Origin of the sequence: Serratia sp. T13T92 (genome assembly GCF_047530105.1) — a bacterium.
Classification (GTDB): domain Bacteria; phylum Pseudomonadota; class Gammaproteobacteria; order Enterobacterales; family Enterobacteriaceae; genus Chania; species Chania fonticola.
Genome location: NZ_JBLJAK010000002.1, coordinates 186,602 through 213,148, shown reverse-complemented (window position 1 = coordinate 213,148; position 26,547 = coordinate 186,602). Strand labels below are relative to the sequence as shown.

Genomic DNA, 26,547 nt, shown 5'->3' with positions numbered 1-26,547 from the left:
GAGAACCGCATGATCCTGATTATTTACGCCCATCCCTATCCCCGGCATTCCCATGCCAATCACTGTTTACTACAGGCGGTAAAAGACATTCCCGGCGTGGAGGTCCGTGCGCTGTACGAACTGTATCCGGATTTTAATATCGATATCGATGCCGAGCAGCGGGCGCTGGAACGGGCCGATATGGTGGTTTTACAGCATCCGATGCAGTGGTACAGCCTGCCGCCGTTGCTGAAACTGTGGATCGACAAAGTGCTGGAACATGGCTGGGCCTATGGCCACGAGGGCAACGCCCTGGTGGGGAAAGACTGCCTGTGGGCGGTCACCAGTGGCGGAGATGAGCAGCATTTCGCTTTGGGCGATTACCCCAACTTTGCTGCACTGGGCCAGCCGCTACAGGCCACGGCGATTTACTGCGGAATGAAGTGGCAGCCATATTTTGCCGTGCACAACACCTTCACCTGTAACGAACCGGCCTTGATCGCCGCCGGGGAAGCCTATCGCCAGCGGCTGGTGCAGTATCTGATGGAACACAGCGAGCAAGCAGTAGAGCAGGAGTCCGTGAATGGATAATCACTCGATGATGATTGAAGGGCTGATCTATCTGGGATCGGCCGGGCTGTTGGTGCCGATTGCCGTACGCCTGGGGTTGGGATCGGTACTCGGTTATCTGATTGCGGGCTGCGTCATTGGCCCCTGGGGGCTGAAACTGGTTTCGGATCCTGAATCGATACTGACCTTTGCCGAAATCGGCGTGGTATTGATGTTGTTTATCATCGGGCTGGAACTGGATCCCCGGCGGTTGTGGACGCTGCGGGCAGCAGTATTTGGCGGTGGGAGCATCCAGATGGTGGGATGTGGGCTGGTACTGAGCGCCTTCTGCTATTTCCTCGGCCTGAATTGGCAGGTCGCCTTGCTGATTGGCTTGACGTTGGCACTTTCCTCCACCGCAATTGCCATGCAGGCGATGAGTGAGCGTAACCTGACGCCTTCGCCGATTGGCCGCAGCTCGTTTGCGGTGCTGTTGTTCCAGGATATTGCCGCTATTCCCTTGGTGGCGATGATCCCACTGCTAGCCAGTAGCGGTGCGGCTACCACGCTGGGAGCCTTTGTGTTTTCTGCCGCCAAGGTGGTGGGGGCGCTGGCGGTCGTGGTGCTGTTGGGGCGCTATGTGACCCGACCCTTGCTGCACTTTGTGGCGCGTTCCGGCATGCGTGAAGTCTTCAGCGCCGTGGCGCTGTTCCTGGTGTTTGGTTTTGGCATTCTGTTGGAAATGGCCGGGCTGTCGATGGCGATGGGGGCTTTTCTGGCTGGCGTGTTGCTGGCCAGTTCCGAATACCGCCATGCGCTGGAAAGCGATATTCAGCCATTTAAAGGCCTGCTGCTTGGGTTGTTCTTTATCGGCGTGGGGATGTCGATCGACTTTGGCACGCTGTTCCATCACCCGTTGCTGATTGCCTCGCTGTTGCTGGGCTTTATGCTGTTGAAGGCGGCGCTGCTGTGGCTGGTTGCGCCAATGCTTGGGGTACCCAAGCGCCAGCGCGGGCTGTTCGCCATTTTGCTGGGGCAGGGTAGTGAGTTTGCCTTTGTGATTTTTGCTGCGGCGCAGATGGCTGGCGTGTTACCACTCGAATGGGCTAAATCGCTGACGTTGGCCGTTGCACTTTCGATGGCCGCCACGCCGCTGCTGCTGGTGGTTGCCGCTCGTCTGGCCAAGAATGCCCCGCAGGACGAACGCCCGGCAGACGTGATCGACGAAGAAAACGCCAGCGTGATCATCGCCGGTTTTGGCCGTTTCGGCCAGATCGCGGGCCGTATGTTGCTGGCCAACGGCGTGCATACCGTAGTACTGGATCACGATCCGGACCACATCGAAACGCTGCGCAAATTTGGCACCAAGGTGTTCTATGGTGATGCGACGCGGGCCGATCTGTTGGAAGCGGCAGGAGCGGAACATGCCAAAATCCTGATTAACGCCATCGACGACGTGGAGGCGAACCTGCAACTGACGGCGCTGGTCAAACGCCATTTCCCACACCTGAAAGTGGTGGCGCGTGCCCGCGATGTGGACCACTGGTATCAACTGCGCCAGTTGGGGGTGGAAAAACCTGCGCGGGAAACCTTTGAAAGCTCGTTACTGATCGGCAGAGAAACCCTCGAGCTGCTGGGGCTGGACGCCTACGAAGCCCGTGAAAAAGCGGATACCTTCCGGCGGTATAACCTGAAGATGCTGGAAGATACGTTGGAGAACTACGAAGATACCGAGTTCCGTATCGCCAGCATGCAGCGGGCCAAAGAGATGCTTTCGTCCGCTATCGAGCAGGATCAGACGCGGTTGTCGCGGGTGCCGCAAACCGGTTGGCGCGGCAGTATTGATGGCAAAGCGCCGGAGGAAGAGGTGGTGGAAGCGAAAGGGTAATTGCCTGGCGAGGGTTACCCCTCGCCGGTTTTTCAGCTCAGCGCGACTTTGATGCCCAGAGCGATTAACATCCCGCCCAACAGCTTATCGACCACCTTCTGGGTTTTCTCCAGCCCACGGCGCACCGGTCCGCTTTGGATTAAAAACACCAGCACCGGCCACCAAACGGCGGAAAGGCCGAAAATAATCCCGGCATACCACAGCTTTTCACCCAGGCCGGAGTTGATTTGCAATACCTGGGTAAACACCGCGAGGAAGAACAGCGTGGCTTTCGGGTTGAGCAGATTACACAGGTACCCTTGTACAAAGGCGCTTTTCAGGCTGACCTGTTGTTGCGGCAGGCTGCTGACGTTCATCTTGCTGCCCCCGCGTGACAACAGGGCTTGAATGCCGACCCAAATCAGGTACACCGCACCGGCGTATTTCAGCACGTTGAATAACCACGGCGTGGTGGTGATCACTACCGCCAGACCCGCGACACAGTAAGACATATGCGTTGCCACGCCGCAGATCACGCCGAACGCAGTCATCATTGCTGCCAGGCGTGGATAGCGCGCCGCGTTTTTAATCACCAGAAAAAAGTCTGGCCCGGGGGAAAGCATGCCGAGCGTGGCAATACCGGCGACAAACAATGAGGTTTCAAGCATGAGCGAGTCTCTGAAAAAGGCCTAATTCTGCTGATAATAACGCCACTCCTCCTGACGTGCATCAACCTATTACACTAATCTCTGGTTATATGATGGGTCTTCATTAAGAGGAAGTGATTGAGCGACATGAAAAAGGAATTAACCGCAGAGATACCCGGTGTAAACCAGCAACAGCGTGAAATCACCCGTCTGTGTATTCAGTGTGCGTTGCTGCTGCTACAGCACGGGGCGGAAAGCATGGTGGTGGAACAACTCTCGACTCGCTTGGGCCTGGCGCTTGGCATGGATAGTGTAGAAAGCTCCATCTCGGCCAACGCGGTGGTGCTGACCACCATCAGCAATGATGCCTGCCTGACCACCACACGGAAGAACGTCGATCGCGGGATCAACATGCAAATGGTGACTGAGGTGCAGCACATTGTGATCCTGGCGGAACACCATTTGGCCGATGTACATGACGTGGCTCGGCGTTTTGAAAAGATCCGTCCGCTGCGCTATCCGCGGTGGCTGGTGGTGCTGATGGTGGGGTTGTCCTGTGGCTGTTTCAGCATGCTCAACGGCGGCGGGCCAGATGCTTTTGCGGTCACCTTTATGGCCAGCGGCCTGGCGATGTTTGTGCGCCAGATGTTGACCGCTCGCCATATGAATCCGCTGATCAACTTTTGCCTGACGGCCTTTGTTGCCACGTCGGTCTCCGGCCTGCTGTTACGCGTGCCGTTTTTCCATCAAACCTCCAGCGTGGCGATGGCGGCCAGCGTGCTGTTGCTGGTGCCCGGTTTCCCGCTGATCAACGCGGTAGCCGATATGTTTAAAGGCCACGTGAATACCGGCCTGGCCCGTTGGGCGATGGCCAGTTTGCTGACGTTGGCAACCTGCATCGGCGTGGTGATGGCGATGTCGCTGTGGGATTTACGGGGGTGGTCATGAGCCTGCTGTGGGCGTTGTTACAGGACATGCTGTTGGCGGCGGTACCCGCGCTCGGCTTTGCCATGGTGTTCAATGTGCCGGTGCGAGCGCTGCGCTACTGTGCCTTGCTTGGGGCATTGGGGCATGGTTCGCGGATGCTGATGATGCATTTCGGCATGAATATCGAGTGGGGCTCGTTCCTGGCCGCTATCCTGATCGGTATCATCGGTATTTACTGGTCACGCTGGCTGCTGGCGCATCCCAAGGTGTTTACCGTTGCGGCGGTGATCCCGATGTTCCCCGGTATTTCAGCCTATACCGCAATGATCAGCGTGGTGGAGATTTCACATTTGGGCTACAGCGAAGCCCTGATGTCGGTGATGATCTCCAACTTCCTCAAAGCCTGTTTTATCGTGGGAGCCTTGTCGATCGGCCTGTCGGTACCGGGTCTGTGGCTGTATCGTAAACGTCCCGGCGTTTAGGGATTTTTCTAAGGATCTGGGATTATTGGAGTTTATCTTCAGAGCCGTCCGATATATGACTATCGCTCGATTCGTCTATCGACGGTGGCCGGGGCTTTACGTATAGTGTGAACAATTTTGCTGCCTATACAGGGTTAAACAATGATTATCAGCCTGATTGCTGCTTTGGCGGCGGATCGCGTTATTGGTATGGAAAATGCCATGCCGTGGCACCTGCCGGAGGATTTGGCGTGGTTTAAACGTAACACGTTAAATAAACCGGTGATTATGGGCCGCAAGACCTTTGAGTCGATTGGCCGCCCCTTGCCGGGCCGCCATAATATCGTGTTAAGCAGCCAACCGGGTAACGAACCCGGCGTGACCTGGGTGACTTCGCTGGAAGAGGCCTTGGCTGCGGCTGGCGAGGTAGAAGAAGTGATGGTGATGGGCGGTGGCAGCATTTATAGCCAGTTCCTGCCACGGGCTTCCCGGATGTATCTGACCCATATCGATGCCGAAGTGGGCGGAGATACCTACTTCCCGGATTACGAGCCAGACGAATGGGAAACCTCTTTCAGTGCCTTCCACGATGCGGACGCGCTGAACTCGCACGGTTACTGTTTTGAGATTTTGGAACGCCGCTAAGGCGGGCTAGTTATCAAATGGGCACCCTTGGGTGCCCATTGTCGTTTTAAGAAGCGGCCAACGTATCCGCGCCGTCTATCGCATCACGGCGGTTGCTTGGCTGGGTAAAGTAGCGCTTGTCTTCCCAACGTAGCAGGGTCAAATCCCCGCCCCAACAGCAGCCGGTATCCAGACCGATGATCCCTTCCGGCGTGCCTCTGCCTTCCAGTGATGCCCAGTGGCCGAAGATGATGCTGTACTCGGGATCGACCAGGCGCGGCAGATCAAACCAGGGTTTCAGCGGAGCGGGAGCGGTGCCCGGCGCATCTTTGCAGATCATGTCCAACTGGCCGTTAGGGAAGCAATAGCGCATGCGGGTCAACGCATTGGTGCTAAAGCGCAGGCGTGCCAGCCCACTCAGTTCCGGGCTCCAGTTGTTGGGCATATCGCCGTACATCGCATCCAGGAACAAGGGATAGCTGTCGCTGCTGAGCACCGCTTCCACTTCACGGGCACACATCTGGGCAGTCTCGATATCCCACTGTGGGGTAATGCCGGCGTGGCCCATGATCAGTTTGCGTTCATCATCCACTTGCAGCACCGGTTGGCGACGCAGCCAGTTGATCAACTCGTCAGCATCAGGCGCTTCCAGTAAGGGGGTAATGCGGTCTTTGGGTTTGTTACGGCTGATACCGGCGTACACCGCCAGTAGGTGCAGGTCGTGGTTACCCAAAACCATGCGCAATGCCGGGCCGAGAGAACGAAGGTAGCGCAGCACTTCGAGCGAGCCGGGGCCTCGGGCGACCAGGTCGCCAGTCAGCCACAGTTGGTCTTGCAGGGGATCGAAATTAACCTGAGCTAATAGCGACTGCAGTTCATCGAAACAGCCATGAACGTCGCCGATAAGATATGTCGACATATTAGTGGATCAGCGTTGGGATGGCTAAACGGAACACCGGAATAGCGGTACGGAATGGCTGACCCTGTTGATCAACCATTTCATAATGGCCTTCCATGGTGCCCAGCGGCGTTTCGAGTATCGCACCGCTGGTATATTGGAACTCGCTGCCGGGCTGGATAATGGGCTGTTCACCGATCACTCCCTCGCCCTGAACCTCGGTTTGGCGACCGTTACTGTTGGTGATCAGCCAGTAACGGCCCAGCAGTTGCACGTCAAAGCGCCCCAGATTACGGATGGTAACGGTATAAGCGAAGACGTAACGTTCTTCCTCAGGTATCGATTGTGATTCCACATACACACTCTGTACCTGCACACATACACGGGGCGAATCAATCATGACAACGGCTCCTTATTGCTGCTGCGCCTGCTGTTGTGAAAGCCAGTTTGCCAGCTTACAGTACTGCGCTACAGAAATATTCTCTGCTCTGAGCGTCGGATCGACGCCGAGTTCCGTCAACTGTTCCGGGGTGAAAAGATCGCCCAGGCTGTTGCGGATGGTTTTTCTGCGTTGGTTAAACGCCTGGGTGGTCACGCGGCTGAGCATACGCACATCGCCGACAATATTGGGCATCACCAGATGCGGTACCAGACGAACCACGGCAGAATCGACTTTAGGCGGCGGTGCGAACGCAGTCGGTGGCACTTCCAACACGGGAATAACGTTGCAGTAATACTGCGCCATCACGGTCAAGCGCCCGTATGCCTTGCTGTTTGGGCCGGCAACCAGACGGTTGACCACCTCTTTTTGCAGCATAAAGTGCATGTCGCGGATAGCTGAAGTATAGCTGAAAAGGTGGAACATCAGCGGCGTTGAGATGTTATACGGCAGGTTGCCGAACACGCGCAACGATTGACCTTCCACGGCTGCCAACTCGGCGAAGTTCACCGTCATGGCATCTTGCTGATGAATGGTCAGCTTGTCTTTCAACTGTGGGTGATTGGCCAGGCGGGCTGCCAGATCGCGGTCAAGTTCAATCACCGTCATGCGATCCATACGCGCGCCAACCGGCTCGGTCAAGGCTCCCAGGCCTGGGCCGATTTCGACCACCGCTTCGCCCGGCTGTGGGTGAATGGCCGAGACAATGCTATCGATGACAAACTGATCGGTTAAAAAGTTCTGTCCAAAACGTTTGCGGGCAAAGTGCCCTTGGTGGACTCTATTATTCATTGCTGTTAATTATCATTTTAATGGCGAGAGCCAAGGCCGTTTTGAAGCTGCCTGCATCGGCAGTGCCGCTGCCAGCCAGTTCCAACGCGGTACCATGGTCGACCGAGGTACGGATAAAAGGCAAACCGAGGGTGATATTCACCGCCCGACCAAACCCCTGGTATTTTAGTACAGGCAAGCCCTGATCGTGATACATCGCCAGCACCGCATCTGCATGTTGCAGATATTTTGGCTGGAACAGCGTATCCGCCGGGAGCGGGCCAATCAGCTGGATGCCGCGGCTACGCAGCACCTCCAAAGCCGGAATAATCACATCCAGCTCTTCACGCCCCATGTGGCCACCTTCCCCCGCATGCGGGTTTAGCCCACAGACGTAGATCAGTGGCTGTGGGATGCCAAACTGGTTTTTCAGATCCCGATCGAGAATGGTGATCACTTCGAACAGGCTCTGTTGGGTGATGGCGCCCGGGACTGCCAGTAACGGCAGATGGGTCGTTGCCAGAGCGACGCGTAGCTCCTCGGTAGCCAGCATCATCACCACGCGTTCACAATGGCTGCGATCGGCAAAGAACTCGGTGTGGCCGGTAAAGGCGACGCCAGCGTCGTTGATGATGCTTTTGTTGACCGGGCCAGTGACCAGCGCGGCGAACTCACCGTTCAGGCAACCGTCACAGGCACGTGCCAGAGTCTCTACCACATAGGCACTGTTAGCGACGTTAAGTTCGCCAGCGACCACGGCCGCCGGGGCTGCAACGGGCAATACGGTTAATGTTCCGGCACGCTGTGGCTGTGCAGGTTGGCCTGGCTGGTAGTCGCGCAGCGTGAGCGGTAACGCCAACTGGTGGGCGCGCTCAAGCAACAAGGCCGGATCGGCGCACACCACCAGCTCAACAGGCCAATCCTGTTGTGCCAGTACGGTGACCAAATCCGGCCCAACCCCGGCAGGCTCGCCGGGGGTGATGACGATACGGTTATTGTGGTGCATTGCTTCCATCGAGGATCTTCACGTAAGCAGCGGCACGTTGTTCCTGCATCCAGGTTTGCGCTTCTTCGGCAAACTTGCGGTTAAACAGCATGCGGTAGGCACGATCTTTCTGCGCCGCATCGGTTTTATCCACCTGGCGGGTATCCAGCAACTGGATCAGGTGCCAGCCAAAGGAAGAGTGTACCGGCTCGCTGACCTGACCTTTTTGCAGCTTCAGCAGCGCATCGCGGAAGGCTGGATCGTACATGTCTGGTGAAGCCCAACCCAGATCGCCGCCCTGGAGGGCAGAGCCTGGATCTTGTGACAGCTGTTTAGCCTCGTCTTCAAACTTCGCTTTGCCGCTCTTGATGGCCGCAGACACTTCTTGCAGCTTGGCACGTGCCTGATCGTCGGTCATCACCACTGAAGGTTTCAGCAGGATATGGCGGGCATGCACTTCGGTCACGGAAATCGACTGGGTACCGCCACGGATATCGTTGACCTTCAGGATATGGAAGCCGACGCCGGAGCGGATCGGGCCAACCACGTCGCCTTTTTTGGCGCTGGACAGACGTTCTGCGAACAGCGTTGGCATTTCCTGCAGTTTCCCCCAACCCATCTGCCCGCCTTTCAGCGCCTGTGAGTCGGCGGAGTAGGTGATCGCCAGCTTGCCGAAATCGGCACCGCCGGTCGCTTCACCCACTAGGCGTTTCGCCAGCGCTTCGGCTTCATCAACCTGCTTCTGCGATGGGTTTTCTGGCAGCGGGATCAGGATGTGGCTGATGTTGATATCGGTTTCACCGCCGTTCTGCGCGCCGACCTGTTTGGCCAACGCGTCAACTTCCTGTGGCAGGATGGTGACACGGCGACGCACTTCGTTGTTACGCACTTCCGAGGTCAGCATTTCCTTGCGGATCTGCGCACGGTAAGTGTTGTAGTTCAGACCTTCATACGCCAAGCGGCTACGCAGCTGATCCAGGCTCATCTTGTTCTGGGCGGCGATATTGCCGATCGCCTTGTCCAGGTCGGCATCGCTGACGGTGATCCCCATTTTTTGCGCCATCTGCAGCAGGATGTTATCCATAATCAGACGTTCAATAATCTGGTGACGCAACGTATTGTCGTCTGGCAATTGCTGGCCAGCCTGCTGTGCGTTGAGTTTCACCGATTGCATCAGGCCGTTCACGTCGCTCTCGAGTACTACGCCGTTATCGACGACGGCGGCGACTTTATCCATTTGTTGCGGTGCTGCGAACGCGGTATTGGCACAAACCACCAATCCGAGAAGAAGCGTTCTCCAGTTCTTCATACATTTCCCGTTATCTGTTTCCGCAAATGCGGGTGAAAGTTGTTTTTTTTCAATTCGTTAATCAATATCAGAATGCGCGTTGGTAAGGCAGAATACCCGAACGCAGCATTTCATTGGTGCCAAGGCTGTGATCGCTGCTCAAACCACGCAGTTCGACGTTGAATGAAACTTTGTTATCGTACTTGCTGACCTGATTGCCGTAATCCCAATCGGTGATCTTGCGCTCATAACCTACGTTAACCGCCCAGCAGCAGGTGTTATAGCGCAGGCCGACCAACTGGTTAGCGGTTTGTTTCGCACGGGTATCGTAGTAATACGCCCCGACCACTGCCCAACGATCGGCAATCGGCCAACTGGCTACCAGACCGACCTGTGAAATACCGTCCTGATAACCTGGGTTGCTGATATCCGGCAGGGTTGCCGAAATATATTCCGGGCTGGCATAACGGTAGTTCAACTGCACCATACGATTCTGATCCTGACGATATTCCACTACCGCGTCGCCTAACGCGAAGCTGTCAAGACGGGTGTCATATTGCACACCACCGCGCAGGCCCCAGCGATCGTCAATCTTCCAATAGGTGTCACCAGCCCAGACGACGCTGCCGGTATCATCGCTATTATCAAAGTTGCTACTTTGATCCCCGGTCCGCGAGCGGCTGAGGTAGTAGATTTGACCTACAGAAACGTTAAAACGTTCAACCAGTGCGTCATCATAAATACGCGAGGTGACACCGGCTGCCACACGGTTCTGCGAGGCGATGCGATCCAGGCCGCTGTAGGAGCGGTCGCGGAACAGGCCCGAGTAGTCGGTTTGCAGCAGGGTTGAGTCATAAGTATAGATATCGCTTTGATCGCGATAAGGCACGTACAGGTACTGCATACGTGGCTCGATGGTTTGGGTATAACCTTCTGACCAATCCATTGGACGATCGAACACCACTTTGCCATCGGTCTTGAACTGCGGCAGTACGCGGTTGACCGAATCTTCCAGGTCGGGAACCGGGCTCCCCGGGTTACGGCTGGCATAGTCAGCGGCAAAACCGTTCGGGATGGTCTGCTGGAAATGCGTCGCCATCAGTTTGGCTTCGGTATTCAGGCTGCCCCAACTGTTGACCAGCGGCAGATTGATCGCCGGTTCAATATGCCAACGGGTGGCTTCCGGGTTATTCGGGTTGACGCTGGTAAAGTTGGCAACCTGGGCGTAGGTGTGGAAATCAAACGGACCGATATCCGATTTATAGTAGTTGAGATCCAACTGCGGCTGTGCACGGTAGGCGTTCTGGTTACCTGCACCGCTGAAGATCTGGAACTGCTTGGAGGCCAGCGTGGCATCCCAGTTCTCATCGGCATAACCGACGCTGAATTTCTGCGTGGCGTAGCCATCGGTGGTGGAACCGTATTTGGAATCCAGATCGGTGAAGTAATAAGGATCGCTGACCTTGGTGTAGTCGACGTTGAAACGCCACACCTGATTCATTACGCCGTTATGACCCCAGTAGAACAGCCAGCGCTTGCTGTCGTCGACATCACCGTGATCTTTTTCGTACTCCCTATCGCTTGGCAGCCAGTCAAAGGCCATAGTGCCCAGACCCGGTTGCAACAGATAACGGAATTCGTTCTGCCACTGCAGACCACGATTCGTCATGTAGTGCGGGGTGATGGTGGCATCAAAGTTTGGCGCAATATTCCAGTAATACGGCAGCATGAACTCGAAGCCGTTATTACTGCCATATTTGGCATTGGGGATCAGGAAGCCGGAGCGGCGCTTATTGCCCACCGGCAGCTGCAAATAGGGGCTGTAGAACACTGGCACCTTGCCAATCTTGAAGCGGGCGTTCCACACTTCGGCCACTTCTTCTTCGCGATCGTGGATCACTTCGGAGCCCACTACGCTCCAGCTGTCATCGCCAGGCAGGCACGAGGTGAAGGTACCGTTTTCCAGGATGGTGTAGCGGTTTTGACCGCGCATCTTCATCTTGTCGGCGTCACCACGCCCTTGGCGGCCCACCATCTGATAGTCGCCCTGATAGACGTCGGTATCTTTAGTGTTCAGGTTTGACCAGGCTTTAGGGCCTTTCAGTTTGATCTGATTATCCGCGTAGTTCACGTCACCGGTGGCGGTAACGGTACGGATGGGATCCGGCTGCCCGTCTTTTTGCGTCTGCTTCAGCTCAACCTGCTTCGCCGTCAGGGTGCTGTTGCCCTGTTCGACGTTGACGTTGCCGGTGAACAGCGCGTTGTTCGGATAGTTGGCTTGTGAATCATCAGAAATGATGGTGACCGGCAGACTGTTGGGGTCGCCGCTGATCACGGGTTTATCATAAACAGGCACACCGAGCATACATTGCTCGGCCAGATCTGCCAGCGCGTGCTGACTATATATCGCCGTCCAAATTAACGTGGCCAGCAGTGTTGGGAAACTTTTTTTCATACGCGGTTTTGGTGTTCCGTCATCAGAGGCGTCATGTCCGGCAAACGGTCAGAGACTATATCACTCATCAGCGTTGCGCTAGTGTTAAATCCTGCCGTTCGATTGCGTCGTCGTTAGGCGCAGAGATAAATGACAGGTATGATAATCGAATTCTTGGAAAAAATCGCCTTAACCCTTGCGCGTACCGATGGGGATACACGGCTTATTACGGTTTGATAGTTGGGGAGTATATGCAGTATTGGGGAAAACTGCTCGGAGTGATTGTCGCCATTTGGGCTGGCGGCGGATTCTGGGGTGTCGTGCTGGGGTTGATCGTTGGCCATATGATCGATACCGCACGTAATAACAAGCGCAGCCGGGGCTTCTTTACCGATCAGCAAACGCGGCAGACGTTATTTTTCCGCACTACCTTTCAGGTTATGGGGCATCTGACCAAATCGAAAGGGAGGGTGACTGAAGCCGATATCCAGATAGCCAGCCTGTTTATGGATCGCCTGCAACTGCATGGCGAGGCCCGTACCGCGGCGCAGCAGGCGTTCCGCGAAGGCAAGCACAGCCAATTTCCGCTGCGTGAAACCTTGCAGCAGTTACGCAGCATCTGTTTTGGTCGCTTTGACCTGATTCGGATGTTTCTGGAAATTCAGATCCAGGCCGCGTTTGCCGACGGCTCGCTGCATCCGAATGAACGCCAGGTGCTGTATGTGATCGCCGAAGAGTTGGGGATCTCCCGCGCTCAGTTCGATCAGTTCCTCAGCATGATAGAAGGCGGGCGTCAGTTTGGCGGCGGCAGCTGGCAGGGGCAGCAAGGGGGATACTCCCAGGGCGGCTACCAGCAGGCGCAACGTGGCCCGACGCTGGAAGATGCCTGCAAGGTGCTGGGCGTGAGCAGCAGCGACGATGCCACCACCATCAAGCGCGCCTACCGTAAGCTGATGGGCGAGCATCACCCGGATAAGCTGGTTGCCAAGGGATTACCGCCGGAAATGATGGAGATGGCGAAACAGAAAGCGCAGGAGATCCAGGCAGCCTACGACCTGATCAAACGCGAGAAGGGCTTCAAGTAGTCAAGGGCGCCGCATGCGGCGCCCCAAACTCAGAAATCCGGCTCTACGCGAAAATGCATCGGTGTCTGGAACGCGGGATGGGTGATACGCAACTCTTGTGCGTGCAGTTGCAGGCGCGGTGCCATCGCCTTGGCCTCTGGCGGGGCGTAGAAGCCATCGCCGAGAATGGGGTGACCCAATGCCAGCATATGCACACGCAATTGGTGTGAGCGCCCTGTAATGGGCAGCAACTTGACCCGCGTGCTGCCATCCGCATCCCGGGAAAGCACCACATATTCGGTCTGCGCGGCCTTGCCGGTTTCGAAACAGACTTTCTGCAAGGGCCGGTTCGGCCAGTCGCAAATCAGCGGTAAATCTACCAACCCTTCATCCTGTGCCATATGCCCCCATACGCGGGCGATGTAGCATTTTTTCGGCTCACGCTCGCGGAACTGACGTTTTAGCTCACGCTCGGCGGCCTTGTTCAATGCCACCACGATCACCCCGCTGGTAGCCATATCCAGGCGATGCACGGATTCCGCCGCAGGAAAGTCGGCCTGGATGCGCGTCATCAGGCTGTCCTTGTTCTCCGGGGCACGGCCAGGCACGGAAAGCAGCCCGCTAGGTTTGTTGACCACGATGATGTGCTCATCCTGATACAGCACGTGCATCGGATCTTGCGGGGGATTGTAAGGTTCCATGTTAGCTCCGCTGAGAAGGGCAAACCGGGGAGCCTTGGCTCCCCGTTGTGTGGATCACTGGTGTGTCACCACGACCAGGCGAATAGCATCCAGCCGCCATCCCGCTTCGTTGAGGTTAATCAGCACCTGCTTGCGGTTGAACTCCAGCGCTTCGACTTCGTCATCACGGATATTCGGGTTAACCGCTTTCAGGGCTTCCAGACGTGCCAGCTCGGTGCTCAGCTTGTCATCAGCCTCTTGCTTGGCCTGTTCGATCAGGGCGCGCGCTTGTTCTTCCACCAGGCTTTCTGCCTGTTGCAGCATCACGTGCACTTCTTGCTGCACCGCATTGACCAGCTTGCTGGACGTGTGGCGATTGACCGCGTTCAACTGGCGGTTAAAGCTTTCAAACTCGACCTGTGCCGCCAGGTTGGTTCCCTTGCGATCCATCAACATGCGGATCGGCGTTGGCGGCAGGAAGCGGGTCAGCTGCAGGTGTTTAGGGGCCTGGGCTTCAACCACATACACCAGTTCGACCAGCAGGGTGCCCACCGGCAGCGCCTTGTTTTTCAACAGGGAAACCGCACAGCTCCCGGTGTCGCCGGAGAGGATCAGATCCAGCCCGTTGCGGATAATCGGGTGTTCCCAACTGACAAACTGGGCATCTTCACGCGACAGCGCCTGTTCGCGATCGAACGTCACAGTGCAGCCATCCTGCGGCAGCCCTGGGAAGTCCGGTACCAGCATATGGTCGGACGGGGTCAGGACGATCAGGTTGTCGCTGCGGTCTTCCTGATTGATGCCGACGATATCGAACAGGTTGAGCGCAAAGCTCACCAGGTTAACGTCGTTGTCCTGTGCCGCAATGGCTTCCGCCAGCGCCTGCGCTTTGTCACCGCCGTTGGAGTGCATTTCCAGCAGACGGTCACGGCCCTGTTCCAGTTGCGTTTTCAACTGTTTGTGCTGCTGGTTACAGGCATGGATAAACTCGTCCAGGCCTTCCTGCTCGGTAGGGGCAGCCAGGTAACCAATCAGTTGCTCGTAGCAGCTGTCATAAATCGGCCGGCCGGTTGGGCAGGTGTGCTCGAAGGCATCCAGCCCTTCATGGAACCAGCGGCCCAGCACGGCCTGAGCGGTGTTTTCCAGGTAAGGCACCATGATCTGGATGTCGTGCATCTGGCCAATACGATCCAGACGGCCAATACGCTGTTCCAGCAGATCCGGGTTGAACGGCAGATCGAACATCACCATCTGGCTGGCAAACTGGAAGTTACGCCCTTCCGAACCGATTTCGGAGCACAGCAGTACCTGCGCGCCTTCTTCCTGTGAAGCGAAGTAGGCGGCGGCGCGATCGCGTTCGATAATGCTCAGCCCTTCGTGGAACACGGCGGCACGGATCGCTTCGCGCTCACGCAGCACCTGCTCCAGTTGCAGAGCGGTCGCGGCCTGGGCGCAAATCACCAGCACTTTCTCATGACGGTTGGCGACCAGATAATCCAGCAGCCACTCAACGCGCGGATCGAAGTTCCACCAGGTTGCATTCTCCCCTTCGAACTCCTGATAAATCTGTTCTGGGTAGAGCATGTCGCGGGCGCGGGCTTCGACGGTTTTCTTGGCACTCATGATGCCGGACACCTTGATCGCCGTCTGATATTGCGTTGGCAACGGCAGTTTGATCTGGTGCAGGTGGCGGCGTGGGAAGCCTTTTACGCCGTTACGGGTATTACGGAACAGCACGCGGCTGGTACCGTGGCGATCCATCAGCATGGTGACCAGTTCCTGGCGCGCCTGTTCGCTGTTGTCGGTATCGCTGTTGGCCGCTTTCAGCAGGGGTTCAATGTCCTGCTCGTCGATCAGCTCACCCAGCAGGTTCAGCTTGTCATCCGCCAGACGCTCGCCGCTCAGCAGCAGCGTCACCGCATCGGCTACCGGACGGTATTTCTGCTGATCGGTGACAAACTCCTGGTAGTCATGGAAACGGCTGGGATCCAGCAGGCGCAAGCGGGCAAAGTGGCTTTGCTGGCCAAGCTGCTCCGGGGTTGCCGTCAATAACAGTACGCCCGGGATGTGTTCCGCCAACTGTTCAATCACCTGATATTCACGGCTCGGCGCGTCTTCGCTCCAGGCGAGGTGGTGAGCTTCGTCTACCACCAGCAGATCCCAGTGGGCATCGGCCAACTGCTCAAGGCGCTGTTTGTTGCGACGCACGAAATCCAGCGAGCAGATCACCAACTGTTCGGTTTCGAACGGGTTGCTGCTGTCGAGCATCGCTTCGGAATAGCGGCTATCGTCAAACAGTGAGAAATAGAGGTTGAAGCGACGCATCATTTCAACCAGCCACTGGTGTTGCAGGGTTTCCGGCACCACGATCAGCACGCGTTCGGCGCGGCCAGCCAGCAGTTGCTGATGAATAATCATCCCGGCTTCGATGGTTTTACCCAGGCCCACTTCATCGGCCAACAGAACGCGCGGCGCATGGCGCTGGCCGACTTCGTAGGCGATATGTAATTGGTGCGGGATCAGGCTGGCGCGCATACCACGCAGGCCAGCGAACGGCAGGCGATACTGTTCGCTCTGGTATTTGCGGGCGCGGAAACGCAGCGCAAAGCGATCCATGCGGTCAATCTGACCGGCAAACAGGCGGTCTTGCGGTTTACTGAAGGTCAGCTTACTGTCCAGCAGCACCTCACGCATAGCGACGCCGCTTTCCTGGGTGTCCAGACGCGTGCCGATATAGGTCAACAGGCCGTTATCCTCTTTGACTTCCTCCACCTGCAACTGCCAGCCTTCGTGGTTGCTGATGGTGTCGCCCGGGTTAAACATCACGCGGGTGATTGGCGAGTCGTTTCTGGCATAGAGGCGGTTTTCACCGGTTGCGGGGAAAAGCAGGGTGACCATGCGCACGTCCAGTGCGACCACGGTTCCCAGTCCCAATTCGCTTTCCGTATCGCTGATCCAGCGTTGACCAAGTGTAAAAGGCATAGTTTGTCGGCTCGATTCTTATTAAGTAAGTCTTGCTACCCGGCAGATAAGCCCAGGGTAACCTGTTTCAACTGCTTGCTATTCCCGGCATCTTGCCTGCCACCGCGTTGTTACCGGTTGGCGAGCTTTATTTTCATTTAGCGGGTAATAGCCTGTTACGCCAGACGTCTGGTGACGGCATGGCGACAACGATGTTGTGAATAGTGGTTCAGAATTTGGGAAGGGCGCTATGGTAATGGAAGGCGGCGCATTCGTCACCTGTAAAACCCGATGATTTTTTCTTCCCAAATGCCGACTAACACCAGTAAAAAGAAAGGGTTTCCCCATGGGGTGGTATTACCCCCTGCTTTGACCGCTCAGAACAGGCCTATCTGCCTGGTTACCAACGCCGAAAAATCGTCGTACAGGAAGGGAAGTATAGCGTCTGCCACCGGCTGCAGTTGGCGTTCGAGATAATGATCGTAATCGATCGCAGATTGCCGGATTTCCAGCGGCTCTGGCCCGGCTAGCGTCATTACATAGCTGATCCAGCCACCGTTCTGATATTGCAGCGGCCGCCCCTGTTGACGATTATAGTCATCGGCCAGCCGGGCTGCTCGGGCGTGTGGCGGGACATTGCGTTGATAGTCGTCCAGCTTGCGCCGCAGGCGTTTGCGGTAGACCAGCCGGTCGTCAAATTCGCCGTTCAGCGTTTTGGCCACGTAATCGCGCACAAAGTCCTGATAGGGCTGGCGCTTGAAGATGCGTTGATAGAGCTGCTGCTGAAACTGCTGTGCCAGTGGGGTCCAGTCGGTGCGTACCGTTTCCAATCCTTTATACACCATCTCTTCACTGCCGTCCGGTTTGCTGATCAACCCGGCGTAGCGTTTTTTGCTGCCCTGTTCGGCACCGCGAATGGTGGGCATTAAAAAGCGGGAATAGTGGGTTTCAAACTCCAGCTCCAGCGCATTTTCCAGCCCATATTGCTGTTGCAGGTGCTGCTGCCACCATTGATTGACGTGATCGAGCAGCTCGCGGCCAATCTCGGCGGCCTGCTGTTCACTGTGAGCCTTTTTCAGCCAGACAAAGGTCGAGTCCGTATCGCCGTAGATCACCTGGTAACCTTTAGCTTCGATCAACTCCCGCGTCTGGCGCATGATCTCGTGGCCGCGCAGGGTGATCGACGAGGCCAGCCGGGGATCGAAGAAGCGACAGCCGCTCGATCCCAGCACGCCGTAGAACGCATTCATGATGATCTTGAGCGCTTGCGATAGCGGTTTGTTGTTATGGCGTTTGGCCGCTTCGCGCCCCTGCCAGATCTGGCGAACAATCTCGGGAAGGCAGTGTTTGTTACGGGAGAAGCGAGCCTGGCGAAAACCCGGTACCGAGTGTTCATCATCCGGGTGCTGCATACCTTCTACCAGCCCAACGGGATCGATCAGGAAGGTGCGGATGATCGACGGATACAGGCTTTTGTAATCCAGTACCAGCACCGAATCATACAGACCGGGCTGTGAATCCATCACAAAGCCGCCGGGGCTGTGCTCTTCCGGCAACTCACCAAGGTTAGGAGCCACATAGCCCTGACGATGCATGCGCGGGATATAAAGGTGGTTGAAGGCAGCCACCGAACCGCCGCTGCGATCGGCCGCCAAGCCGGTCACGGTGGCGCGTTCGAGCAGGAAGGTCAACAGTTCGGTTTTGGCGAAAATACGCGTCACCAGCTCGCAGTCTTTTAGGTTATAGCGGGCCAGGGCGGGTTTATCTTCGGCAAAACGGCGGTCTATTTCTGCCATCCGCTGGTAAGGGTTGTCGATTGATTTTCCTTCCCCAAGTAGCGTTTGCGCCACATATTCCAGGCTGAAGGACGGGAAGTTCCAGGTGGCCGATTTCAGCGCCTCGATACCGTCGATAATCAATCGCCCGGAGGCCGAGGCGAAGAAGTGGTTTTGCTTAAAGCCGTGCTCGCGCCATTCCAACAGGTTACCGCCACGGCCAAAGCGCAGGGGGATCTGATAACGTTCGGCGTGTTTCTGCAGCACCCGCAGATCGAACTGCACCAGGTTCCAGCCGATAATGGCGTCGGGATCGTGCTGCTCCAGCCATTGGTTCAGGCGTTCCAGCAGCTGTGGGCGGCTGTTGCAGTATTCCAGCTCGAAATCCAGCGCCTCAGTGCCGCCGTTGGCCGGGCCGAGCATATACACTTGGCGTTGACCACAGCCTTCCAGCGCGATGGAGTAAAGCTCGCCATGGGCGGTGGTTTCGATATCCAGTGATACCAGCTTTAACGTGGGGCGGTAGTCTGGGGCAGGCTTCATCTGGGCGTTGAGCCACAGGCCATGACCGTCGGGTTGGCCGTTGAACCACACCGGGGCGGTGATAAAGCGCTCCATCAGATAGCGTTCCGGCGGGCGGATATCAGCCTCAAACACGTTTACGCCGCCCTCTTTGAGCAGCTTTTCCAGCTTGATCAACTGACGGTGCTGGCGGCAATAAAGGCCCATCACTGGACGGGAGTGGAAATCCTGCAACGGCAAGGGTTTCAGCTCGACATGACGCTCTTCACGCAGCAGCAACTCTGCCCGCTGACGCTGTTCGGCGGGAATGAATGCCACGGAGGTCTGTGGGGCCAGCCGTAGCCGCTGTGGCCCGCTATCGGTTGCCAGCCAGAACTCAACTTCGGTCCCGGCGGGCGTATCACGCCAATGGCGAGTGAGTAAGAAACCCTGCTGTAGAGATGTCACTAGTTCCTGAGCATCGATGATCTATAGATGTTTATAGTATGGTTTTTTATACAGTGATTGTCTATCACTGGCCGGATTGGCTAAATCTACATACAATTCAACGATTGACTCCCCCTGGCTCGCGCCGGACAATCCTTCGCCCATATGTTTAGCTTACCAACAGAGGTTTAATGGAAGCCTATTTACAGCAGTTGATCACCCAGTCATTGGCTTTCACCCTGGTGGTGGTCATGTTGGTGGCGTTCCTGGAGTCGCTGGCGTTGGTCGGTTTGTTATTGCCGGGCACGGTGATGATGGCCAGCATTGGCGCACTGATCGGCAGCGGACAGGTGGACTTTTATATGGCCTGGGGGGCGGGCATTGTCGGTTGTCTGCTGGGGGATTGGATCTCCTACTTTATCGGCCGGGCTTTCAAGGGGCCGCTGCACCGTTGGTCGTTCCTGAGAAAGAACAAGGCGATGCTGGATAAAACCGAGCATGCGCTGCATCAGCACAGTATCGTTACGATTTTGATCGGCCGTTTTGTTGGCCCGACGCGCCCGCTGGTGCCGATGGTAGCTGGCATGCTCGATCTGCCTCCCTACAAATTTGCCCTGCCGAATATCATCGGTTGCCTGACCTGGCCACCGGTCTATTTCTTTCCCGGCATTCTGGCGGGAGTCGCGATCGATATTCCTGCCAGCGCCAACAGCGCGTTGTTCAAATGGCTGTTGTTTGGCGTGGTGGTACTGTTGTGGCTGGCAGCTTGGCTGAGTTGGCGCTGGTGGCGTGAAGGAAAGCGCAGTGCCGATAAGCTGACGCGCTGGCTAACGCCGAGGCGGCTGCGGTTGGCCTGTATTGCGAGCTGGGTAGGGGCGCTGGTATGTTTCTATTATATGCATCAGCAGGCGTTGATGCCGGTATATCGACACCTACTGTGGAAAGTGCTGGCGGGCTGACGCTAAAATTTGGGCATAAAAAAACCGACTGGTGAGGTCGGTTTTTTTATTTCCCGGGCTGGAGTTGGTCACTCTGACCGGATGAGACAGCACCCATCTAACGGAATCGATTTTATCGTCGATCGCCCTCAATGTCAAAAACGCAGAAATCGGAAATCTGTTATGTCGCGCCCTGAATTGGTTAAGATATAATCAGCGGGTTAGCTCTGCTGCTGTCTTTACTTCGGTATGCGCATGTACACATTCAAGTCCTGGTCGGGTGTACGGATGGTGCCGTTATCCGGCGCTCTGGCCGGAGTGAGACTGCACCCATCTAACAACTGAGTGCTGCGCTGTGACAGGCAACGTAAGGGTAAGCGGCGGTAGCTCACTCCATGTTATGGAGAAAACGGGTGATTGATATTGATAAGGCAATCATCGTTCTTGGGGCGCTGATCGCGTTACTGGAACTGATCCGTTATGTGCTTCAGTTACTGAACTGATAACGGAAACGTAGCTAAGGCCGGGGGCTAACCACTTCCCGGCCTTTAACATTCAGCCGCGAAAGCTTACTGGAAGAAAGCCTCCAACTGCTCAAACACCCGCATATCTTCGTTATGGCGTTTCACCTGTAATACATCCTCCAGCTTTTCAACCTGGCTGATCATCTGCACCAGGCGCTGATCGTCGGCTACCAATAGCCAAATGCGGCTCTGGGTCCCATCTTTCAGCGGCATACACAAAATACCTTCCACGTTAAAGGCACGGCGGGCAAACAGGCCGCAAACGTGGGTCATTACGCCCGGATGGTTCCGTACCGCCAACTCCAGGATCACCTGTGGATTCTTTTGTAGTGATTGCATGGCTTATTCTCCAATCATTTCGATGTTGGCGGCACCCGGTGGCACCATTGGGTAGACTTTTTCGTTGATATCGATCAGCGCGTGGATCAGGCAAGGGCCAGGGCGTTGGATCGCGGCCAGCAGCGCAGCCTGTGGATCTGCCTCGGCATTCAAATCGCAGGTGTCCAGGCCAAAACCGGCGGCAATTTTCAGGAAATCGGTACGCTTTGGATAGGTGGCGGCAAAGATATGCTGTTGATAGAACAGCGTCTGCTGCTGGTGTACCAATCCCAAGGCCTGGTTGTTCATCAGGATGATTTTCACATCCAGATTGTGTTCAACGGCGGTCGCCATCTCCTGAATATTCATCATCAGGCTACCGTCACCGGAGAAACACAGTACCTTGCGCTGAGGCTCTGCCAGTGCAGCACCAATCGCAGCAGGCAAACCAAAGCCCATGGTACCCAAACCGCCGGAGGTCAGCCACTGGCGCGGGCGGCTCAGCGGATAAGCCTGGGCTACCCACATCTGATGCTGGCCTACATCGGTGGTGATAATGGCGCTTTCGTCCACGCAGCGTGCTGCGGCTTTAACCAGCCCGTAATGGCTCAATGGATCTGCCACGTTTGGCATGTTGATCGGGAATTCACGCTTCAGATCGTTAACGGTGTTCATCCATTCGGTACGCGGCTGCGCTTCGATCATTGGTAACAGCTGTTGCAGCACCTGGCCGACGTCGGCATGGATGGCAATATTGGCTTGTTTAACCTTGCCCAGTTCGGCACGGTCGATATCCACGTGGATAATTTTGGCGTTCGGGCAGAATTGCTCGGTTTTACCTATTGCCCGGTCGTCGAAGCGGGCGCCCAGCACGATCAGCAGGTCGGCTTCTTGCAGGATAAAGTTGGTGCTGCGTGCTGCATGCATCCCCAACATGCCTAATGACAACGGGTGTTCTACTGGCATTGCGCCCAATGCCATCAGCGTCATGGTGGTTGGCAGGTTGGAGCGCTCGGCCATTTCCAGCGCCGGTTTATGGGCTTCAGCGCAGATAATGCCGCCGCCCAGATACAGAATAGGGCGCTTGGCCTGATTGATCATGGCCGCGGCCTGTTCGACCTGCTTGCTATCAAAGGCCGGTGGGGCGTCTGGTACGGCCATTGGCGGTAACAAATCCCACTCAATTTCGGCGGTTTGCACGTCTTTCGGGATGTCGATCCACACCGGACCTGGGCGGCCAGATTCGGCAATGCGGAACGCGTCGCAGATCACCTGCGGCAGATCGCTGATATCACGGACCAGGTGGTTGTATTTGGTGATTGGGATGGAAATACCGTAGGTATCCACTTCCTGGAAGGCATCGGTGCCGATCATTGAGGAGGATACCTGGCCGGTGATGCAGACCAGCGGGATCGAATCGAGCTTGGCGTCGGCAATGGCGGTCACCAGATTGGTGGCTCCCGGGCCGCTGGAAGCGATACAGACCGCCGCCTTGCCGTTGGTACGTGCCATGCCCTGCGCCATAAAACCGGCCCCTTGCTCGTGGCGGGCCAGCACGTGCTGGATGACGGTGCTTTGGCTCAGAGCATCGTACAGCGGCAGCGCTGCGCCACCGGGAATACCTGCAATAGTGGTGATACCCTGACGCTCCAGCAGATGCACGATCAGCTGTGCGCCGGTAATACGTTGGCCTTGGTGTGGCGTGCCCGAAGTTGCCATGTGCCTATCCTTTTCTCTGGGCCGGTTAGCTTTTCTGGGCAGGGGGACTAAAACAAGAAACCCCGCCCGGTTTGCGCCGGCGGGGTTTGGGAATCGCGTTGATTCGGACCCTACGGCGCGTTGCCGACGACCACCACCACACGCACGACGACCACCGCGGCTGGTAGCGCGGTTGTTAGTAGGGTCGAGGTCTGCGAGGATGCGATCACAGGGAGCCTTATCATCAGTAGTAAAAAACAGAATTTTATAAAACCACAGGTGCAAAATTCGCACAACAGGTTTATTGGTTCAGCATAAAAAACGCGTGGTAGATCACGGTTTAACCGGAATACCCAACACGTTGGCTTCCGGTGCGCTACCGCTTACCAATGCCTGCGTCGGGCCGTCGTAATAAATCCGGCCATCCACGACCAGCAAGGTACGCGGCGCGATGCGGGCGGCATCCTCCAGATTGTGTGAAACCATCAGCAGCGTGAGTTGGCGCTGGTCGCAGACGTTTTGCAGCAGTTGCAGCATCTCACTGCGCAATGCCGGATCGAGTGCAGAGAAAGGCTCGTCGAGCAGTAGGATCGGCTGCTGGCGGATCAGGCAACGCGCCAAGGCTGCCCGTTGCCGTTGCCCGCCGGAAAGCTGTGACGGCAGGCGCTGCAGATGCCCCTCCAATCCGACCTGTTGGGCAATCTGTGCCAGTTGTTCCTGCTGTGCGGCGGTTAGGCGCAGCCCAGGATCCAGCCCCAGGCCGATGTTTTGCCTGACCGTCAGGTGGGCAAACAGGTTGTTTTCCTGAAACAGCATCGACACCGGGCGTTTGGCTGGCGGCGAAGCGGTATGATCGCTACCGTTGAGCAACAGTTTGCCGCTGGCCGCCGGTAGAAAACCGGCGATCAGGCTGAGCAAGGTACTTTTGCCTGCGCCGCTAGGGCCCAGCACCGCAACGTGTTCTCCCGGCTGAATGCGCAGGTCAAAACGCATCGGCAGGTGTTCGTACAGATAGGTCAGTTTTTCAAGCGTCAGCATGGCGGCCCGGTAAACGTTCAATCAGGGTAAACAGCAGGAAACAGAGCAGCAGTAGCAGCAGGGCGGTCACGGCCCCGTCGTTGCTGCGATATGCGCCAATCTGCTGATAGAGATAAAAAGGCAGAGTACGGAACTGCTCGTTGCCGAACAGTGCTACCACGCCGAAATCGCCAATCGACAGCACACAGGCAAAGGCCAAAGCCTGCGCCAGCGGGCGTTGCAAAGCTTTCAGCTCGATCCAGCGCAGCCGCTGCCAGCCGTGGATATCCAGCGACAAGCATAGCGGATTATAACGCTCGGCCAGATCGCGCATCGGATTTTCCAGCACTTTCAGCGCGTAGGGTATCGCCATCAACGCATTGGTGAGGATCACCAGCGCATAAGGCGATTGCGGCAGCCCAGTGGTATCGCTCAGCAACAGGAAGAAACCGGTAGCCAGCACAATACCCGGCATCGCCAGGATCACCATGCCGCTCAGTTCCAGCGTTTGGCCCCAGGCGGCTCGTTGCCGCAGCTTCAGTTCACGGCTGCTCCATAGCAGCATCATGGTCAATATCACGCATAAAACACCTGCACCGAGTGCGATGCGCAGCGAGGTGAACAGGGCCTGCCAGAGAATTGGCTGTTGCAGCACGGTGACCAGCGTTTGGTTGGCACCGTCGATGATCACCGCCAGCAACGGAGGCAACAGCAGCAATAGCGCTGCGGCAATGAATAGCGTATCGCTAAGGCGCCGCCCCAGGCTGTCCTGCGGATCGCGCCAGCGCTGGGCGTGGGTATGGCCAACCGGCAGCGCCTGGCTCAAACGCTGGCTGAGTACCACCAGCCCCAGGCAGCAAGCCAGTTGGATCAGCGCCAGCAGCGCAGCGCGGCTGAGATCGTAGTCGTAACTCAAGGCCTGATAGATCGCCAGCTCTATGGTGGTGGCCTGTGGCCCGCCGCCCAACGACAGCACGGTTGCAAAGCTGGCAAAACACAGCATAAACACCAGTGCGCCGCTGGGCAGGATCTGGCGGCGTAACGCAGGCCATTCCACAAAGCGGAACTGCTGCCAGCCGTTCATCCCCAGCTGTGCGGCCAGTTGTCGCTGCTCGGTGGGAATGTTCTCCAGCGCCTGTAGCAGCAGGCGGGTGGCCAGAGGCATATTAAAGAACAGATGTGCCAGCAGAATACCTTGCAGGCCATAAGGCGAAAAACTGTAGTTCACGCCCAGCCAACCACACAGCGTTGCCAGCCAGCCTTGCCTGCCGTAGACGCTCAACATACCAAACACCGCCACCAGCACCGGCAGCACCAGCGTCATGGCGCACAGGCGCAGCAGCAGGTTGCGGCCTGGGAAGCGCCGCCGGTACAGCGCCCTGGCCAACCAGATGGCAGGCACCACCGAGATTACGGCGGAGAGTAGCGCCTGCCAAAAGGTAAAGCGCACCACGTGCCACAGGTAGCTGTCTTGCCACAGGCTGCGCCAATCGCTCTCGGGCGCATGACGCCACAGCGAGCCCATGGCCGCCAACGCGATCAACAGGATGAGACCGGCGGCCATCAGCCCCGGCCATAACCAGTGGGGGATCAGTGGCTGACGGCGGTTTGCCATGCTCGGATCCAGTTACCACGCTGTTGTGCCACTTCCTCGGCGCTGAATTGCAATGCCGTTTGCGGCACGGTCATCTGTTCGAAACCGGCGGGCAGTTCCGTCTTGATCACCGGGTACATCCAGTTGCCAGTGGGAATGGTGTTCTGGAAGGCCGGGGAGACCATAAACTGCATGAAGCGCTCGGCCAGTTCTGGCTGTTTGCTGGCCTTTAGCTTGCCAGCGACTTCGATTTGCAGGTAGTGGCCTTCAGTGAAGTTGGCCGCCGCATAGAGGTCTTTCTTCTCTTCGATCAGATGGTAGGCGGGGGAGGTGGTGTAGCTCAGTACCATGTCGCCTTCCCCTTTCAGGAACAGGCCGTAGGCTTCACTCCAGCCTTTGGTCACGGTGACGGTTTTCTTCGCCAACTGTTGCCAGGCGAGCGGTGCTTCGTCGCCATACACTTTCTGCATCCAGAGCAGCAGGCCAAGGCCAGGTGTGCTGGTGCGCGGATCCTGATAGATGATCTTGAGGGGACGATCGCTGCTCACCAACTCTTTCAGGCTGGTCGGCGGGTTCTTCAGCTTGTCTTTGTTGTAGACGAAAGCAAAGTAGCCATAGTCGTAGGGAACGAAGGTCTGGTTGTGCCAGCCACCGGGAACCGTGAGCTTGCTAGTATCGACTTGGCTGGCGGAGAACAGATCGGTTTGCTGCGCGGCTTGCAGCAGGTTGTTGTCCAGGCCCAAAACCACGTCGGCGCCGCTGTTCTTGCCTTCCATTCTCAGGCGATTGAGTAACGACACGCCGTCTTCCAGCGCCACGAATTTCAATTCGCAGTCACATTCGGCCTCAAAGGCTTTTTTTATCGCCGGGCCTGGGCCCCAGTCGGCAGCGAAAGAGTCGTAGGTATAGACCGTCAGCGTTGGCTTGGCCAGGACGGGCATCGCCGCTAGCAGTAATAAACAGGGCAGGTATTTTTTGACCACTTTGCACTCCTAATAATAAAGGGGCAAAGGTATCTGAGGACTGGGTTAACAAGGGTTAACGCGCCATGCTCAAATCCCTCCGCCGGTATTGACCGGATCAGGTTCGACGGGTGTGCTCTCAGCGGAAAACCGTTGGCCAAAAATTGGCGGGTTCTCCGCACCCCGTTGAGTCGGCGCT

General features: G+C 56.8%; 24 protein-coding genes and 1 riboswitch. Of the genes, 8 read left to right on the top strand and 16 right to left on the bottom strand.

Going from position 1 to position 26,547, the window contains the following annotated elements; genetic code table 11:
* Positions 1 to 9 precede the first annotated feature (9 nt).
* Both kefF and kefC read left to right on the top strand, forming a co-directional pair.
* Positions 10 to 570 carry a glutathione-regulated potassium-efflux system oxidoreductase KefF gene (gene kefF / locus ACMV5I_RS04620; RefSeq protein ID WP_024483564.1) on the top strand — a complete coding sequence of 187 codons (561 nt, stop codon included), beginning with the start codon at positions 10 to 12 and terminating at the stop codon, positions 568 to 570.
* Positions 563 to 2,416, top strand: a complete 1,854-nt coding sequence (gene kefC / locus ACMV5I_RS04615) for a glutathione-regulated potassium-efflux system protein KefC (RefSeq protein ID WP_202728606.1) — start codon at positions 563 to 565, stop codon at positions 2,414 to 2,416. Before kefF ends, kefC begins: the two co-directional genes overlap by 8 nt.
* Before the next feature lie 32 nt (positions 2,417 to 2,448).
* Here kefC and ACMV5I_RS04610 read toward each other — a convergent pair whose 3' ends face one another.
* On the bottom strand, positions 2,449 to 3,063 hold the full coding sequence (locus ACMV5I_RS04610) for a LysE family translocator (RefSeq protein WP_021179269.1): 615 nt from the start codon (positions 3,061 to 3,063) through the stop codon (positions 2,449 to 2,451).
* 126 nt (positions 3,064 to 3,189) lie between these two features.
* Between ACMV5I_RS04610 and ACMV5I_RS04605 the strand changes: the two genes are divergently transcribed.
* From ACMV5I_RS04605 to folA, 3 genes are all read left to right on the top strand, one after another.
* Positions 3,190 to 3,990: a threonine/serine ThrE exporter family protein gene (locus ACMV5I_RS04605; protein ID WP_024527198.1), complete on the top strand. Its 801-nt coding sequence runs from the start codon at positions 3,190 to 3,192 to the stop codon at positions 3,988 to 3,990.
* Positions 3,987 to 4,451: a threonine/serine exporter gene (locus ACMV5I_RS04600; RefSeq protein ID WP_024483560.1), complete on the top strand. Its 465-nt coding sequence runs from the start codon at positions 3,987 to 3,989 to the stop codon at positions 4,449 to 4,451. Before ACMV5I_RS04605 ends, ACMV5I_RS04600 begins: the two co-directional genes overlap by 4 nt.
* 141 nt (positions 4,452 to 4,592) lie before the next feature.
* The gene (gene folA, locus ACMV5I_RS04595) at positions 4,593 to 5,075 is read left to right on the top strand and encodes a type 3 dihydrofolate reductase (RefSeq protein WP_202811009.1); all 483 of its coding nucleotides are present in this window, start codon (positions 4,593 to 4,595) and stop codon (positions 5,073 to 5,075) included.
* Between the two features lie 46 nt (positions 5,076 to 5,121).
* On the opposite strand, the gene apaH is transcribed toward folA, so the two are convergent.
* The 6 genes from apaH to lptD all read right to left on the bottom strand — a co-directional run bounded on the left by apaH (position 5,122) and on the right by lptD (position 11,890).
* The gene (gene apaH / locus ACMV5I_RS04590; RefSeq protein WP_024483558.1) at positions 5,122 to 5,973 is read right to left on the bottom strand and encodes a bis(5'-nucleosyl)-tetraphosphatase (symmetrical) ApaH; all 852 of its coding nucleotides are present in this window, start codon (positions 5,971 to 5,973) and stop codon (positions 5,122 to 5,124) included.
* A gap of 1 nt (position 5,974) precedes the next feature.
* A complete protein-coding gene (gene apaG, locus ACMV5I_RS04585; RefSeq protein ID WP_024483557.1) occupies positions 5,975 to 6,352 on the bottom strand; it encodes a Co2+/Mg2+ efflux protein ApaG in 378 nt (125 codons plus the stop codon).
* Positions 6,353 to 6,364: 12 nt separating this feature from the next.
* A complete protein-coding gene (rsmA, locus tag ACMV5I_RS04580) occupies positions 6,365 to 7,183 on the bottom strand; it encodes a 16S rRNA (adenine(1518)-N(6)/adenine(1519)-N(6))-dimethyltransferase RsmA (protein WP_021179275.1) in 819 nt (272 codons plus the stop codon).
* Positions 7,176 to 8,168 carry a 4-hydroxythreonine-4-phosphate dehydrogenase PdxA gene (pdxA, locus tag ACMV5I_RS04575; protein WP_202671596.1) on the bottom strand — a complete coding sequence of 331 codons (993 nt, stop codon included), beginning with the start codon at positions 8,166 to 8,168 and terminating at the stop codon, positions 7,176 to 7,178. Before pdxA ends, rsmA begins: the two co-directional genes overlap by 8 nt.
* Positions 8,155 to 9,456: a peptidylprolyl isomerase SurA gene (surA, locus tag ACMV5I_RS04570; RefSeq protein ID WP_024483555.1), complete on the bottom strand. Its 1,302-nt coding sequence runs from the start codon at positions 9,454 to 9,456 to the stop codon at positions 8,155 to 8,157. Before surA ends, pdxA begins: the two co-directional genes overlap by 14 nt.
* Before the next feature lie 67 nt (positions 9,457 to 9,523).
* Positions 9,524 to 11,890, bottom strand: a complete 2,367-nt coding sequence (gene lptD, locus ACMV5I_RS04565) for an LPS assembly protein LptD (protein ID WP_202671492.1) — start codon at positions 11,888 to 11,890, stop codon at positions 9,524 to 9,526.
* A gap of 230 nt (positions 11,891 to 12,120) precedes the next feature.
* Between lptD and djlA the strand changes: the two genes are divergently transcribed.
* The gene (gene djlA / locus ACMV5I_RS04560; protein ID WP_024483553.1) at positions 12,121 to 12,954 is read left to right on the top strand and encodes a co-chaperone DjlA; all 834 of its coding nucleotides are present in this window, start codon (positions 12,121 to 12,123) and stop codon (positions 12,952 to 12,954) included.
* Between the two features lie 29 nt (positions 12,955 to 12,983).
* Here djlA and rluA read toward each other — a convergent pair whose 3' ends face one another.
* From rluA to ACMV5I_RS04545, 3 genes are all read right to left on the bottom strand, one after another.
* A complete protein-coding gene (rluA, locus tag ACMV5I_RS04555) occupies positions 12,984 to 13,634 on the bottom strand; it encodes a bifunctional tRNA pseudouridine(32) synthase/23S rRNA pseudouridine(746) synthase RluA (protein WP_024483552.1) in 651 nt (216 codons plus the stop codon).
* Positions 13,635 to 13,688: 54 nt separating this feature from the next.
* Positions 13,689 to 16,595: an RNA polymerase-associated protein RapA gene (gene rapA / locus ACMV5I_RS04550; protein ID WP_024483551.1), complete on the bottom strand. Its 2,907-nt coding sequence runs from the start codon at positions 16,593 to 16,595 to the stop codon at positions 13,689 to 13,691.
* A 356-nt stretch (positions 16,596 to 16,951) separates the two neighbouring features.
* On the bottom strand, positions 16,952 to 19,318 hold the full coding sequence (locus ACMV5I_RS04545; protein ID WP_414823767.1) for a DNA polymerase II: 2,367 nt from the start codon (positions 19,316 to 19,318) through the stop codon (positions 16,952 to 16,954).
* 170 nt (positions 19,319 to 19,488) lie between these two features.
* Here ACMV5I_RS04545 and ACMV5I_RS04540 point away from each other — a divergent pair, with 170 nt between their 5' ends.
* A complete protein-coding gene (locus tag ACMV5I_RS04540; protein ID WP_414823766.1) occupies positions 19,489 to 20,256 on the top strand; it encodes a DedA family protein in 768 nt (255 codons plus the stop codon).
* A gap of 401 nt (positions 20,257 to 20,657) precedes the next feature.
* Positions 20,658 to 20,738: a damage-inducible type I toxin DinQ gene (dinQ, locus tag ACMV5I_RS04535; RefSeq protein ID WP_166735140.1), complete on the top strand. Its 81-nt coding sequence runs from the start codon at positions 20,658 to 20,660 to the stop codon at positions 20,736 to 20,738.
* Positions 20,739 to 20,804: 66 nt separating this feature from the next.
* Here dinQ and ilvN read toward each other — a convergent pair whose 3' ends face one another.
* The 6 genes from ilvN to thiB form a co-directional block, all read right to left on the bottom strand.
* Positions 20,805 to 21,098: an acetolactate synthase small subunit gene (gene ilvN / locus ACMV5I_RS04530; protein ID WP_021179286.1), complete on the bottom strand. Its 294-nt coding sequence runs from the start codon at positions 21,096 to 21,098 to the stop codon at positions 20,805 to 20,807.
* Between the two features lie 3 nt (positions 21,099 to 21,101).
* Positions 21,102 to 22,796: an acetolactate synthase large subunit gene (ilvB, locus tag ACMV5I_RS04525; RefSeq protein ID WP_024483548.1), complete on the bottom strand. Its 1,695-nt coding sequence runs from the start codon at positions 22,794 to 22,796 to the stop codon at positions 21,102 to 21,104.
* 110 nt (positions 22,797 to 22,906) lie between these two features.
* The gene (gene ivbL / locus ACMV5I_RS04520; RefSeq protein WP_414823781.1) at positions 22,907 to 23,020 is read right to left on the bottom strand and encodes an ilvB operon leader peptide IvbL; all 114 of its coding nucleotides are present in this window, start codon (positions 23,018 to 23,020) and stop codon (positions 22,907 to 22,909) included.
* A gap of 88 nt (positions 23,021 to 23,108) precedes the next feature.
* The gene (gene thiQ, locus ACMV5I_RS04515; protein ID WP_414823765.1) at positions 23,109 to 23,813 is read right to left on the bottom strand and encodes a thiamine ABC transporter ATP-binding protein ThiQ; all 705 of its coding nucleotides are present in this window, start codon (positions 23,811 to 23,813) and stop codon (positions 23,109 to 23,111) included.
* Positions 23,800 to 25,407, bottom strand: a complete 1,608-nt coding sequence (gene thiP, locus ACMV5I_RS04510; RefSeq protein ID WP_414823764.1) for a thiamine/thiamine pyrophosphate ABC transporter permease ThiP — start codon at positions 25,405 to 25,407, stop codon at positions 23,800 to 23,802. Before thiP ends, thiQ begins: the two co-directional genes overlap by 14 nt.
* Complete coding sequence (gene thiB, locus ACMV5I_RS04505; protein WP_414823763.1) at positions 25,383 to 26,369, bottom strand: thiamine ABC transporter substrate binding subunit; 987 nt, start codon at positions 26,367 to 26,369, stop codon at positions 25,383 to 25,385. The genes thiP and thiB overlap by 25 nt, the downstream gene beginning before the upstream one ends.
* 56 nt (positions 26,370 to 26,425) lie before the next feature.
* Positions 26,426 to 26,544, bottom strand: a riboswitch (TPP riboswitch).
* Positions 26,545 to 26,547 lie beyond the last annotated feature (3 nt).

Coding starts and splice junctions, on each gene's coding strand:
- kefF (WP_024483564.1), top strand. CDS start 10: ATGATCCTGATTATTTACGCCCATCCCTATCCCCGGCATTCCCATGCC.
- kefC (WP_202728606.1), top strand. CDS start 563: ATGGATAATCACTCGATGATGATTGAAGGGCTGATCTATCTGGGATCG.
- ACMV5I_RS04610 (WP_021179269.1), bottom strand. CDS start 3,063: ATGCTTGAAACCTCATTGTTTGTCGCCGGTATTGCCACGCTCGGCATG.
- ACMV5I_RS04605 (WP_024527198.1), top strand. CDS start 3,190: ATGAAAAAGGAATTAACCGCAGAGATACCCGGTGTAAACCAGCAACAG.
- ACMV5I_RS04600 (WP_024483560.1), top strand. CDS start 3,987: ATGAGCCTGCTGTGGGCGTTGTTACAGGACATGCTGTTGGCGGCGGTA.
- folA (WP_202811009.1), top strand. CDS start 4,593: ATGATTATCAGCCTGATTGCTGCTTTGGCGGCGGATCGCGTTATTGGT.
- apaH (WP_024483558.1), bottom strand. CDS start 5,973: ATGTCGACATATCTTATCGGCGACGTTCATGGCTGTTTCGATGAACTG.
- apaG (WP_024483557.1), bottom strand. CDS start 6,352: ATGATTGATTCGCCCCGTGTATGTGTGCAGGTACAGAGTGTGTATGTG.
- rsmA (WP_021179275.1), bottom strand. CDS start 7,183: ATGAATAATAGAGTCCACCAAGGGCACTTTGCCCGCAAACGTTTTGGA.
- pdxA (WP_202671596.1), bottom strand. CDS start 8,168: ATGCACCACAATAACCGTATCGTCATCACCCCCGGCGAGCCTGCCGGG.
- surA (WP_024483555.1), bottom strand. CDS start 9,456: ATGAAGAACTGGAGAACGCTTCTTCTCGGATTGGTGGTTTGTGCCAAT.
- lptD (WP_202671492.1), bottom strand. CDS start 11,890: ATGAAAAAAAGTTTCCCAACACTGCTGGCCACGTTAATTTGGACGGCG.
- djlA (WP_024483553.1), top strand. CDS start 12,121: ATGCAGTATTGGGGAAAACTGCTCGGAGTGATTGTCGCCATTTGGGCT.
- rluA (WP_024483552.1), bottom strand. CDS start 13,634: ATGGAACCTTACAATCCCCCGCAAGATCCGATGCACGTGCTGTATCAG.
- rapA (WP_024483551.1), bottom strand. CDS start 16,595: ATGCCTTTTACACTTGGTCAACGCTGGATCAGCGATACGGAAAGCGAA.
- ACMV5I_RS04540 (WP_414823766.1), top strand. CDS start 19,489: ATGGAAGCCTATTTACAGCAGTTGATCACCCAGTCATTGGCTTTCACC.
- ilvN (WP_021179286.1), bottom strand. CDS start 21,098: ATGCAATCACTACAAAAGAATCCACAGGTGATCCTGGAGTTGGCGGTA.
- ilvB (WP_024483548.1), bottom strand. CDS start 22,796: ATGGCAACTTCGGGCACGCCACACCAAGGCCAACGTATTACCGGCGCA.
- ivbL (WP_414823781.1), bottom strand. CDS start 23,020: ATGATAAGGCTCCCTGTGATCGCATCCTCGCAGACCTCGACCCTACTA.
- thiQ (WP_414823765.1), bottom strand. CDS start 23,813: ATGCTGACGCTTGAAAAACTGACCTATCTGTACGAACACCTGCCGATG.
- thiP (WP_414823764.1), bottom strand. CDS start 25,407: ATGGCAAACCGCCGTCAGCCACTGATCCCCCACTGGTTATGGCCGGGG.